This is a genomic window from Streptomyces sp. R35 (assembly GCF_041053035.1).
In the GTDB taxonomy this organism is placed as follows: domain Bacteria; phylum Actinomycetota; class Actinomycetes; order Streptomycetales; family Streptomycetaceae; genus Streptomyces; species Streptomyces lutosisoli.
Genome location: NZ_CP163440.1, coordinates 3,642,587 through 3,653,839 on the forward strand (window position 1 = coordinate 3,642,587; position 11,253 = coordinate 3,653,839).

Genomic DNA, 11,253 nt, shown 5'->3' on the forward strand with positions numbered 1-11,253 from the left:
GGTCAGGGTTTCTTGCGTACGGTGACGTTGATGCTCACCGTGGTGCGCCGTTCATGGTCGAGGCGTATCGGCGCCGGGATGCCGGCCGCCTTCAACTGGGCCTTCATCGCTGCCACGTCGGGCGCCATCGGCACCGGCACCCCGGCCTGCCGGAACAGCGCGACCAAGGCGTCCACGTCATCGACTTTGGTCGGGTTGCCGCCGCTCCACGACAGGACGTTGTCGCCGTACACGCCTTCCTCGGCGCCGTCGAGCTTCGCGCGCAGTTCCTTGAGCCGGTCCTTGAGCGGCTTGATCTGCTCGGACACCTCGACGTACTCGGCCAGCGTCTTCTCCCGCTCGGCGTCGTCGTGGACGAGCAGGCTCTGGGGGCTGCGATCGGCGAAGGCCGGGCCCCAGCAGGCCGTCTTGAAGGGGCAGTTGTCGCAGACAGCGGACAGGCCTGGGCCGGGGAAGGTGCGGGGCAAGTCCTCGGGTGTCTCGGCGGCGCGTACCTGCTCGACCCACCAGCGCGCGCCGCTCGCGCGCTCGGCGGTGAACGGCAGTTCCTGGACGTGGTCGTCCCCCGAGTCGCGGTTGATGAACCTGAACCGGATGCGGCCCACGGGCAGCGGGCCGAGCTGGGCGAGCTGCCGCTGCCCCTTGATGTCGGCGAAGCCTTCGGTGCGCAACAGGTCGGCGTAGAGCAGGACTTGGCGGATCTCGGCGTCGCTGGCCCCGTACCGCAGGATGGCGTCCCATTGGAAGGTGCTCTTGGTCTTGATGTCCTCCACGGTCAGCTCCTCGGCCGGGAGGCTGGGGCGCAGTCGCTTCGGCAGCCGGGCCGCGGTGCGGGCATCGAGCTGGACGGCGTCGATGTGCCCGCGGATGGTGTCGTCCTCGACACGGCGCTCGATGATCCACCCGTACTCCTGGCGGACGGCGTCGAGCGCGCCTTCGTGCAGCCAGGTGCCGAGGATCGCCTTGCGCTTCTCGCCGCCGTCGGTCGGCGTGCGGCCGTGCAGAAGGTACCCGGCGCGCCGTGCGCACACGGTGTCGCTCGCGCCGATCTTCGTTTGCCGGGAGCGCGGGCGGCGTGCGTCGGTCGCGTGGGCCGCGGGCCACAGGCTGACGGGCCGCTCCTGGACGAGGGTCACTGGGGCTCTCCCAACCGATGCGGGGCCGCGGCGGCTGCCGAGCAGGGCCAGACGGTCTGGCAGAACACCTCCAGCGCCTCATGGATGGCGCCGCCGAGCCGCTCACTATCGTCAAGGGCGTGCCCGACGGCGGGTGCCGCGCTGCCGTCGCTGAGCCGGTCGGCGGTCACGAGGTACTGCTGGCCGTGCCGGTCGACGGCGTTGATCCACCGCTGTTCGATCCGCCCGGGGATGTCTTCGTTGCGGGGAGCCGAGCCTCCGGCCATACGGCGGCGCATGGCTTCGGCCGCCTGGGGGCTGGTGTCAGGAGTGATGGCGAACCCCTCACTGCGCAGAGCCAGCGCGACGGTGTCGGCTTCGGCGGCGATGGTCGTGGTGCGGGTTGCCCTTGCCGACGCGACGATCACTTCGGCGGGATGGAACAACTCCCACAACAGGTCCGGGATGGGTAGCGGCTGGACGCTCACGCCGGTGTCGCTGTGGCGCTTGAAGACGAGGAGCTCCGGCATCTCGTCCCAGCGGGTTCGTGCCGACAGGGACGCGCGGGCAACGGTCAGGATCTGGTTCGGCAGGTCTGTGCTGGTCATGGTCTTTCCCCCGTGGTTCAGGACGTGGCCGGCGGCTTGCGGGCCGCAGTGGCCGTCTTCTTGCCGGTGGCGCGTGGGCGGCGCGGCGCAGGCTTGTCATCTGCGGCCGGTTCACCCGGTTCGTTCTTCGGCCGGGCTGGGGTGCGCTTGCGTGGCTGGGGCTGTTTCTCCTGCGCAGTCGCGCCTTCGGGCTGGTCGGGTTCGCTCTCGGGCTCGCTCGTCTCAAGGCCGGCGGCCTCGCGCAGCTTGCGGGTGGCCTCTTCGGAGGCCCCGGCCACGACTTCGGCGTCGGCCTGGGCCATCTCCTCGTCGACGTACACACCGGACAGGTCCTGCGGGGCGGCCATGCGCAGGGAGCCGGCTTCTGCGCATTTGCGCAGCATGTGGGAGCCCATCTGGCGCCACATCTTGGCGACGACGTACTTGCTCTGCTTGGCGTCCCAGTACTCGGGCGCGAACTCGCTCCAGCGGGCGATGAATGGGAAGCGGCTCGCTCCCCTGAGCACGGTGACCTTCACGGCCGCCGGCGGGACCGGTGCCAGCCAGACGTCGTGGGCGGTGCCGTCGGCGTCGTAGTAGACGGTGTCCTCGTAGGAGATGCGCTCCCCGGTCCGCTCGGCCGCCCGGTGGGCGATCGTGCGGAAGCCGTCGATGCCGGTCTGGATGGTCCAGTTGACCGGGTTGTCCTCGCGGTCCTCGCCCTTGTTCTTGCGGCCGATCATGTAGATCTGGCGGGCGAACGGATCGAGTCCGGAGCGCACGCAGTAGTGGAAGAACACCGCAAGCTGCGCGCGGGGGGCCTGCTGGAGGCCGGGGTTAATCAGTGCCAAGGCGGCCACCTGGCGTGCGGAGAACTCTGCTTGGTCGGCGCGCAGCACGATCGCGCTCTGGGCGACGGCCTGTTCGGGCAGTGCCCCCACAGCAGCCAGTGCGGGGACAGTCTGTGCAGTGTCGGAGGCTGGTTGTTCGGTTGGTTGGTTCATGGGTCGGTGGTCTCCAAGAGGGTTGGCTCAGTCGGTCCGCAGAGCGCGGACTTCGAACGCGGGCCCCCACTCCGGGTGGCGCTCGATGAGCAGCCGGACGTAGCGGGAGCGGAAGTTGTTGTTGAGGCGGAACTCGTCGCCTTCCGTGGCGGTGGCGTAGCGCCAGCGCAGGACTTCGAAGAGCATCCCGATGCCGACACGGGTGGCGCCGCGCCTGAGGTAGTCGGCCATCAGGCTCTCCAGCGCCCGCAGCACCCAGGGGTTGAGCCGGTGGAACGCCTCGAACTGCGCCTGGATCGTGGCCGCCTGGCCGTCCGGATGCCGCACGGTGTGGATCACCAACCCCGGGATCTCGTCCTGGACACCTTCCATACCCCCACCTCTCGGCGACGCCTGCAAGAATGTCACCTATCTTGCAGGCTGGATGGCCGGTGATCAACCCCGCTACGACGGCAGCGACTTCACTCAGCACCGATCAGGAGGAGGCGACACCCTCCCCCAGATCCTCCATGCGAGCCTCCCGCTCCTCGTTGACGCGGGAGATGTCCGCGAGCATGCGGACGGCGACACGGGAATCCGGATGCTCCAGCACGTAGCGCGACAGGGCGAGCTCCATTACCAGGACCTCCTTCACCTCCATGGCGGCGACGCTGTCACCGGCTGGCGTTTGCACGAACTGCATGATCTGCCTCCTATGCGAATGAACCCCTTAGGGGAAGATGTGCCTATATCTTATTCGCGTTCGAGGTCAATGTACAGAGTTTATGCAGGTCAGAGGCCCTTTGGTGCATGCCGCCCCCGCGTCAGGACCTTCGAGCCCGGACCGTCATACGCGCCCCCGCGCAGGGCCGCCGCCACTTGGTCGTCGACCTCCCAGGACAGGCTGCGCGCGCTCGCCCGCAGCCCGGGCGCCGCGCCAAGCACGGTGTCCAGCAGCCACAGCCCCGACCCGGACAGCAGCCAGTCCTGCTGCGGGAAGTTGCCCGCGGCGATCCGCGTGGCCAGGGTGCCCTGGGACGGCAGATGGAACAGCTCGATGATCTCCTGCTGGCCGACGATCGGCGGCAGTTGGTCGCGGGAGTCGGCCTCCCAGCCCTCGCCCTGCTCCGCAATGAGCCGTTCCTTGTAGCGGACGTTCAGCTGCTTCGGCCGGGCGGTGGTCGTGCCGAAACGGCATGCAAACCCCAGCGGCCAGTAGCGCACCCCGGAGACGACGATGGCGGTCGCCGGATCCAGGACACCGCGGCTGGGCGACAGCCACTGCGACACCATCTGCGGCGCGACCCCGTACAGGGCAGCGAACTCCTGATACCCCACCAGATACGGCTTCAGCCGATGCATCGCCCTGTCCTCCGCTGTCCTCTTGAACCTGCCGCCGAACGAGCGTAGCCACACCGCGCCGACCGGCATCGCGATGGGTGCTGCTACCGTGACTAACGGTCTACCAAGAGGCCCAGTGGCCCCCGTTTCGACGGGGGCCATGCCATTTCTCGTCACTGCGCGGGCTCGCCGCTTCCTCTGCGTACGATCGAACCGCTCACCTTCGTGGTCGGCATGGAGGGTGCAGTTCGGCTGGGGCCATGGCGAAGCGAGCACGTGGCCTGTGCCAGCGAAGACATGGTCCTGGACGCCAGCGAGAAGTACCCCGTCGACGGCAAGCGTCCAGCACGATGCGGGGCCGGAGACCTCGACGCGGAGTCTGCGTCACTCGAACCTCACCGAGGACATGAAGTCGTTGAAGGAGTGACAGAAGTCCGTCGCATCTGCCGCGTGTAGGACGGTCACCATCCTCGGGTCGGAGGCGGCGTTGGGATCGAAGGACCGGACAGCCAGCACCCCGAAGCGCGGTCTCTGGCGTGCTCCCCCGGGTGCGCCCCGCCGATCGGAGGAGCGGCACCCACCCGATCAGTCACCATCCGTGCGCCCCGCCGCCCCGCTCCCCGTATGGTCCGGCGGCGGCGGAGATGCTGATCCCTCCTGGAACAACCGTTCCTCACGCGAACAGCCATTGGAGGCGACCATGCCGCAACTGACAACCTTTGACCACAAGGTCAAGCACAAATCGACTATCCCGGCCAATTCCGGTGAGGAAGTCGAGCTGTTCGTACGGGAATACAAGGCTTCCGGGTCCGGCGGCACACCCAAGCCGGTTCTCATGCTCCACGGCCGGAGCGTTCCGGCTCTGCCTGGCTTCGACCTCGTACTCCCACCGAAGGGTAGCTCCACCCACCCTGACACCAGCTACAGCTGGGCCCAGTTCCTGGCGGGCAAGGGCTACGACGTGTACATCATGGACCTCCAGGGTTCCGGGCTCTCTCCCCGCCCGAAGATGGAGGATCCGTGCAACGCCAACCCCGCCCAGCGGGGCCTTTTGGAGACCAACCCCGGCACGGGGACCTGCTCCCCGACGGCGCCCTACCCGCATCAGCTGGGCAATTCCCGGAGCGAATGGGACGAGCTGGCCACCGTCGTCAAGTTCATCAGGGCGCGGTGCAGCAACGAGAAGGTCTCCTTCGTCGGCTGGTCCGCGGCCTCGTTCGTGATGGGCCCGTACGCGCTGCAGAATCCGGGGGACGTGGCGGGCATGTTCCTTCTCGCGCCCATCTTCCCTCCGGCCGGCCGGTGGTCGACGCACCCCGAGGACCCCTTCGCTCCGCCTCCCGGCACAGCTCTGCCCACGCAGCCTGAGTCCAAGCCGGCTGCGGTTTTCGGCTTCCCGATGAACCTGACCAGTAAGGCGGGCCTGCAGGCCACCATCAGTGACAAGGACCTGGCCGGGACGGTGTGGCAGTCCATCATGGACTGCGACAGTGTTGGCCAGAAGTGGGGCGGTAGCACTGCGGGGGCGCCGGAAGGCGTCATGCGGTGGCGTAATTCCTACTGGTGGGGCTGGAACTCGAGCACTGTGCCGTACGGCTCCACGCTCGGCACCGCTGTGCCGGTGTGCATCGTCTACGGAGACCAGGACACGACGGCCAACACAGCGGAGGTGCTGGGGCCGGTGCTGCACTTCTCCGTTCCGGACCTGTATCAGGCGATTCCGGGCGCGGACAAGCTGATGATCCGGGTCGAGGGCTGGGACCACCAGCCGGTCTGGGAACGTCGGCCCAACCGGATGCTGCAGCAGATGTCCTGGAAGTGGCTCGACGACAAGAAGGTGTACGGCGTCGAGAGCGGAAGCTGGGTCATGGACGCGGACGGCGTGGTGACCGAAGTGGAGTGAGGTCCCGGGCCGCGCGGAGTAATGAGCACGGGCCGGTGACCGTGGCCAGGACCGAAGATCAGGGATCCACCCGGAGGCTGGCAATGCGGCGGCGGTCGGGGCAGGCGGCACGGCCGTGGACGCGCCAGCCGCCACCGTCGGGGATGCGGCTGAGCTTCTTGACGTCCACGTGCACGAGTTCGCCGGGCCGACTGCGTTCATAGCGGCGGATGACCTGGCCGGTGGGCCGGTCTGGCCGGGCAGCGGTTCGATCGCCGCGTTGACGAGGGCACCGCCAGGTCCCGGTCTGACCACCGTGTGAACGACGGCTATGACGACATTGGACGGCAAGCACCGAAAGCGGGGCCGGGCAAACGGGCGATCCCAGGGGGCGTAGGACCTGAACAGAAGCGATCTCGAGCACCGTACCCCGTTCGAAGGAACGGTCCGAGCGCCACGGGAAGGAGCGCGACGTTGTGGTCATGCTCCTGATGAAAACCCCCGAGCACTCTGGCGAAGGAGGCGGCTCATCATGGCCGACCACGCACCAGCCGCAGCGGCAGCGGCGCCCGTTCGCACTGCCATCTACATCAACCGGCGATCCGTCTTGCGCATCGAGATCCCCCTGGCGAACACCATGACGGCGCACAACGACGGCTGGAAGATCACCTTCGACGCGCCGGGCAAGATCCGGCTCATCATGAACGAAGGACACAACGACCTGATGGACGTCAAAGTCGGCGACACCATGCTGTCCAGCGGGGAAGACATCTTCCTCTCGCTGCAGCAGGGTGCTGCCGTAGGTGGGGTGGGCTGATGCCCGAAGTTCAGCCCGACAATCAGAAGCTCCTCGACTCACTCGCGAAGACGCTTCAGGCGGTGGTCAGACCACACCCGGGGGGTACCCTCGTGGATGCGACGATCGAGCCTCTGCCCGGCCAGATCGACGTCTCGCAGATCCTGCACGGGGCCCTCGACGCGACGTTCATCACCAAGGACGTCAGGTTCGCGGGCTTCAAGCCAGAGGACCAGCTGACCCCGGCCGCCCTGGGCACGTCGATCATCAGCGGGCAGCCGCTGGCCGGCACGCCCGTCGCCACTGGGGTGAACGGCCTGCTGGGCCAGCTGACCGGCTTGATCCCCATGCTCAGCCAGACCAAGGTGCCGGTCCAGCTGGAGGTGGTGTGGGCCGTCCAGGACGAGAACGGCCAGCCGCTCGCCCAAGACAAATGGAACGTCAGCAAGGGTGTTCCCTTCACCGAAGGTGGTGTACCCAAGGTCAAGGGGACCGAGATCGCCATCGCCTTCAAGCCCGTTGTGGAGGAACTCACCACGACCAATGCGGTACCCGCGCCGCTCCATGTCCAGCTCGTCGCCACCGTGACACTCAAGGCCCTCGACCTCGTGTCGCAGTCGCTTCCTCTGCCGGCCGTGCCCGTAGCGATCCCCGCGCTCCTGTTTCCGAAGCTGCTGGCGGCGTTCAGGCATTCGGACTTCCAGCCCAAGGCGGGGGACGACGACGGGTTCGTCTTCATCATGGTCCCGGGGAACTCGCCGCTGCGCAGCATCGAGCAGCTCAAGTCGACGCTGGCGACCCTGCAGGAGACGGTGACCACGCTGAAGGCGTTCGCCGACTTCGCCGGGTTCCTGCTGGGGCTCGACAGTCTGGTCAGCAGCGTCACCGCGAGCCCGTACTTCTCGTTTGCCGCGCAGGATGCGGTGCAGGATCTCAATGACATCACGGCGATCCAGAACGATCTGTTCACCAATGACATCGAGCTGGAGGACGAGATCAGCTCGATGATCTTCATCGGGCCGCCGAACAAGGTCGTCCACTGGTTCTGTGAGCCCAACTTCGACGACGAGGACGGTGACTTCACGGTGAAGGTCGGACCGCAGTTTTTCACCCTCGTCCGCTCCCTCGACAGTGCTCACCCCGCCTCCGAACCGGCCGGGATGGTGACCGTCGGTCACCCGGTTGATGAAAACCCCACCTTCAACGACTTCACGTCCTCCGTGAGGTTCGAGTGACACCGACGCTCCGCGTCGAGGTCCCCGGCCCGGCATCCTGCTGGACGCTCACGGTTGACGGGGTCGTCCACCCCGTCAACGAGAGCGTGCTGGTGGTGCCGGGCCGACGGCACGTGGTCCTACGCTGCGACCTGCTCTGGCCTGCCGGACGGGCACAAGGGAACCTCGCCTGCACGGTCCATGTGCCCGCCGGAGGGCGCGTTCGCCTCGCGACCCCTGGTGCGGACCTCGGCCTGCTGGATTTCCCTCAGGGTGATGGAACGCCTACTTGCAGCACGTCCTCGACTTGGTGATCGCGCCTGCTGTTGCCGCTGTCGCCACGTGTGTCCCCCGTTCGCATGGGCATGTGGATGCCCTATCGCACCGCAGGGCGATAGGGCGAAGCCGGACGAGTAGACACCGGACGTACGACCTCTCACGACGATGTCAGTTCTCATCGGCATTCCGCGACGACATGATGCAAGTGCTGTCCAAGCTCGACGACAAGCGGTGTCGGTCTCACCTAAAAACCAGACACCAAGACCGGGAGCGCAGGTCGTCCGGCCCGCCGTTCCGGCACAGGGCGCTGTGCTCCATCGGGCCATGAGAGGTCTAGCTCCATGGGCGGCCTTGGCCGCTGGTTCACTTGAGGACCTTCTGGACTGGGCTGAGCTTCCCCTATCAGCCATGTCGCGCCGTCATCTTTGTGTAGATATAGAAGTTTCGCCCGACTTATGTATTACTTAGGGTGCTTAGTGATGCTCATAGAGTTACCTCTCTCCATGCCGAGAGAGCCGACCATGAAGGGAGACCAGGCGTGTCAGCATGGGATGAGAGCTCATGGGTCGACTACGACGCCGAGGTCCTTAATGTTTTCGCAGGTGGCGGCACTGCATGGATTGAGTACCGCTACACGATTTGGTACGTCGGCTGGCGGCGTATTCGAACCGACAGCTCAGAAGCCACCACCGGCGTGCTGGGCATCGCCACATCGGCAAAGCAGTCAGGGACAACGGTGAGGGTGCGGGTGACAGACGGCGGGGGGCCGGACGGGCTGGCCGAAATCACCGCGATCCAGACTAAGTGATGGGACCGGACTAGGACCATGCCAGATCAGCGAGACGAAGACCGCGGCGGCACCCCTATCTCCCCTGCGGGACCTCCGTTGAATGGTGTCGACACGCTAGCCAAGCCCCCGGGAAGCGCCCCGAGCGAACCAGGCCAGGAAGAACGACCACACGGCCCTACGGGACCTCCGTTGAATGGTGTCGACACGCTAGCCAAGCCCCCGGGAAGCGCCCCGAGCGAACCAGGCCAGGAAGAACGACCACACGGCCCTACGGGACCTCCGTTGAATGGTGTCGACACGCTAGCCAAGCCCCCGGGAAGCGCCCCGAGCGAACCAGGCCAGGAAGAACGACCACACGGCCCTACGGGACCCTCTGCAAGTGATCGGGATGAGCGGGCCCGGCCAGGGTGAATCTAGAGTGATGCACGCGGACGCTGGGGTTCAGCGACTCAGAAACGGGGCGCTTAACCCCGGAGCACGCCGAGCACCGTCAGCACAACTGCTGTAACGGACGTCAGTACCGCGATGGTCGGCAGCGGCCACCTCCCCTTCTCCAGGGCGGCGACTCGCTGCTCCAAGTCCTCAACTGCCTTGTCGGTCTGGTCGCTTCGCTGCACGAGCAGCGCCAGCTGGCCGTCGATGCGGGCAAGGCCGACTTCCAGGGCGCTGCGCAGTTCGGCGAGTGCGAGTGCGATCTCTCCCTCGGGCACGCGTACCTCCGGTCAGTACTTGGGGGTGGCCGGGTCGTGCTTGCCCGGCAGCCAGGAGGCTGTGCCGGTGCGGCCGAGCGCCGTGCCGAGTGTGGACTTCAGTGCCGACAGGGCTGCGGGGAGAGCGGAGACGGCGGCGGCCTGCCACGCCGACAGCGACACCAGGTCGGTGGTCGAGGAGGCTGCCATTAGGCCCAGCAGCGACTGGACGTAGGTGGCCACGGTGCGCTCCGCGATGTCGGCGAGGGCTTGCGGCACGGGATCGGTCTCCTTCTCGGGCTGAGTCGTCGTCGGTTCGGTCGTGCTGGCCTGGTGCGGGATGCGCAGCGCCTTCCACGTCGCGTGGCCGGGGATGCCGTCGGCGTCAGGGCCGCGGTAGCCACGCTTGATCTGGTAGGCGGCATACGAGCGGCGGTGCGCGCCGTTCCACACCGCGCCCACGGGGGTGTCGTAGGAGTCGCAGCCTTCGGCGATTAGCCGCTTGCCCATGGCCTCGATCACCGGCGAGGACCGACCGGCCTGGAAGAAGGCCCTGCCGGGATAGGCGGCGTACCGTGGGGTCGGCCTCGGAGTGGGTTTGGGCGACGGCTTCGGCTTGGAAGTGGGCGGTTTGGGCTTGCCCGGAGTCGTACCGTCGCCCTCGAGGTGGCGGGCGACGCGAGCGCGGAAGTCGTCCATGTCGATGCCGCCCGGGTCCGGCTTGCCGGGCTGCCATTCCTTGTGGCCGATGACGCTGTGCTCGTTCCAGCCGTGTGCGCGGCATACGGCCGCGGCGGCGCGGGCCATTGCGTCCAGCTGGACGGCGGGCCACGTCTGTTGGCCGGTGTTGATGCATTCGAAGCCGTAGAAGTGCCGGTTGCCGTCGGTGTCAGCCTCGTTGTCGCGCGGCAGGCTCGTCTTCTCCGCGATGACCGCGAGCAGCACGTCGGTGTCGCCCATGCCGGCGTGGTTGGTGCGGCCGTAGCCGACCATGTGGATTGTCCCGGCCCGGTCGATCACGCCGTGGCACAGGGGGCCGGGAAGGTCGTGGTAGCCGACGCGGCACTGCTCCACCATGTCGGCCTCGGACGAGTACGGGCCGGTGTGGTGGATCATGACCCCGTTCACGGGGCCCCAGTTGCCGTATCGGTTGCGGTTGTGGGTACGCCACGTGCCGTGCTCGACGACGCCGAGGCCCGCGTGCTTCAGCACGGACAAGAATCTGTCCGCGCTCAACGGAGTTGCCACGCTTGCTTCGCCTTCTCCCCTGCGCCGTATGGCCGTCGGCCGGGACCGTCGGTGCGGTCCGGTCCCTCGGGAGTTAGCTGCAAAGCGTTGAGTGGAGGGTCACCCATTGGTCATGCTACCCGCGCGACCGCACGACCCGAGTGACAAGCGGGGCACCCTCGACGTCGTTCGGAATCGCCTCTTCACTCGAAGATGATGAGGACCTACGGGCTGCCGCCTCCGTCGACTTTGCAGCTGCGCTGGAACCGCGAACGAGTACGGGCTCCGTCACCTTGCCAGTGACGGAGCCCTTGAACCCTCAGGGGGAGGCTACTGCGGAAAGGATCTTC

11 protein-coding genes and 2 pseudogenes are annotated in these 11,253 nt (G+C 67.1%); 4 read left to right on the forward strand and 9 right to left on the reverse strand.

The window, feature by feature from the left end; all coding sequences use genetic code 11:
* Positions 1-2 precede the first annotated feature (2 nt).
* The 6 genes from AB5J50_RS16770 to AB5J50_RS16795 form a co-directional block, all read right to left on the reverse strand.
* Positions 3-1,136 (reverse strand): PD-(D/E)XK nuclease family protein, encoded by a 1,134-nt coding sequence (locus AB5J50_RS16770; RefSeq protein ID WP_369258873.1) that lies wholly within the window; start codon positions 1,134-1,136, stop codon positions 3-5.
* On the reverse strand, positions 1,133-1,723 hold the full coding sequence (locus tag AB5J50_RS16775; RefSeq protein WP_369258875.1) for a hypothetical protein: 591 nt from the start codon (positions 1,721-1,723) through the stop codon (positions 1,133-1,135). Before AB5J50_RS16775 ends, AB5J50_RS16770 begins: the two co-directional genes overlap by 4 nt.
* A 17-nt stretch (positions 1,724-1,740) precedes the next feature.
* The gene (locus AB5J50_RS16780; protein ID WP_369258877.1) at positions 1,741-2,643 is read right to left on the reverse strand and encodes a recombinase RecT; all 903 of its coding nucleotides are present in this window, start codon (positions 2,641-2,643) and stop codon (positions 1,741-1,743) included.
* Between the two features lie 90 nt (positions 2,644-2,733).
* Positions 2,734-3,078, reverse strand: coding sequence for a hypothetical protein (locus AB5J50_RS16785; RefSeq protein ID WP_369258879.1), 345 nt, complete (start codon positions 3,076-3,078; stop codon positions 2,734-2,736).
* A gap of 103 nt (positions 3,079-3,181) precedes the next feature.
* Complete coding sequence (locus AB5J50_RS16790; protein WP_369258881.1) at positions 3,182-3,388, reverse strand: hypothetical protein; 207 nt, start codon at positions 3,386-3,388, stop codon at positions 3,182-3,184.
* An 89-nt stretch (positions 3,389-3,477) separates the two neighbouring features.
* Entirely contained in the window at positions 3,478-4,047 is a 570-nt protein-coding gene (locus AB5J50_RS16795; RefSeq protein ID WP_369258883.1) for a hypothetical protein, read from the reverse strand.
* Between the two features lie 679 nt (positions 4,048-4,726).
* Between AB5J50_RS16795 and AB5J50_RS16800 the strand changes: the two genes are divergently transcribed.
* Positions 4,727-5,929 carry an alpha/beta hydrolase gene (locus AB5J50_RS16800; protein WP_369258885.1) on the forward strand — a complete coding sequence of 401 codons (1,203 nt, stop codon included), beginning with the start codon at positions 4,727-4,729 and terminating at the stop codon, positions 5,927-5,929.
* A gap of 109 nt (positions 5,930-6,038) precedes the next feature.
* Here AB5J50_RS16800 and AB5J50_RS16805 read toward each other — a convergent pair.
* Positions 6,039-6,161 (reverse strand): annotated as a pseudogene (locus AB5J50_RS16805) (IS481 family transposase); the annotation flags it as partial.
* Between the two features lie 279 nt (positions 6,162-6,440).
* Here AB5J50_RS16805 and AB5J50_RS16810 point away from each other — a divergent pair.
* The 3 genes from AB5J50_RS16810 to AB5J50_RS16820 all read left to right on the forward strand — a co-directional run bounded on the left by AB5J50_RS16810 (position 6,441) and on the right by AB5J50_RS16820 (position 9,005).
* Positions 6,441-6,725, forward strand: a complete 285-nt coding sequence (locus AB5J50_RS16810; protein ID WP_369258887.1) for a hypothetical protein — start codon at positions 6,441-6,443, stop codon at positions 6,723-6,725.
* Positions 6,725-7,939 carry a hypothetical protein gene (locus AB5J50_RS16815; RefSeq protein WP_369258889.1) on the forward strand — a complete coding sequence of 405 codons (1,215 nt, stop codon included), beginning with the start codon at positions 6,725-6,727 and terminating at the stop codon, positions 7,937-7,939. The genes AB5J50_RS16810 and AB5J50_RS16815 overlap by 1 nt, the downstream gene beginning before the upstream one ends.
* 796 nt (positions 7,940-8,735) lie before the next feature.
* Positions 8,736-9,005 (forward strand): hypothetical protein, encoded by a 270-nt coding sequence (locus AB5J50_RS16820; protein WP_369258891.1) that lies wholly within the window; start codon positions 8,736-8,738, stop codon positions 9,003-9,005.
* A 446-nt stretch (positions 9,006-9,451) separates the two neighbouring features.
* Here AB5J50_RS16820 and AB5J50_RS16825 read toward each other — a convergent pair whose 3' ends face one another.
* Both AB5J50_RS16825 and AB5J50_RS16830 read right to left on the reverse strand, forming a co-directional pair.
* Positions 9,452-9,697, reverse strand: a complete 246-nt coding sequence (locus tag AB5J50_RS16825) for a hypothetical protein (protein ID WP_369258893.1) — start codon at positions 9,695-9,697, stop codon at positions 9,452-9,454.
* 312 nt (positions 9,698-10,009) lie between these two features.
* A pseudogene (locus AB5J50_RS16830) lies at positions 10,010-10,924 on the reverse strand (peptidoglycan-binding protein); the annotation flags it as partial.
* Positions 10,925-11,253: the final 329 nt, after the last annotated feature.

Excerpts from the sequence above, each read along its gene's own strand:
- AB5J50_RS16775 (WP_369258875.1), bottom strand. The coding sequence starts at position 1,723 with ATGACCAGCACAGACCTGCCGAACCAGATCCTGACCGTTGCCCGCGCG.
- AB5J50_RS16785 (WP_369258879.1), bottom strand. The coding sequence starts at position 3,078 with ATGGAAGGTGTCCAGGACGAGATCCCGGGGTTGGTGATCCACACCGTG.
- AB5J50_RS16790 (WP_369258881.1), bottom strand. The coding sequence starts at position 3,388 with ATGCAGTTCGTGCAAACGCCAGCCGGTGACAGCGTCGCCGCCATGGAG.
- AB5J50_RS16795 (WP_369258883.1), bottom strand. The coding sequence starts at position 4,047 with ATGCATCGGCTGAAGCCGTATCTGGTGGGGTATCAGGAGTTCGCTGCC.
- AB5J50_RS16800 (WP_369258885.1), top strand. The coding sequence starts at position 4,727 with ATGCCGCAACTGACAACCTTTGACCACAAGGTCAAGCACAAATCGACT.
- AB5J50_RS16810 (WP_369258887.1), top strand. The coding sequence starts at position 6,441 with ATGGCCGACCACGCACCAGCCGCAGCGGCAGCGGCGCCCGTTCGCACT.
- AB5J50_RS16815 (WP_369258889.1), top strand. The coding sequence starts at position 6,725 with ATGCCCGAAGTTCAGCCCGACAATCAGAAGCTCCTCGACTCACTCGCG.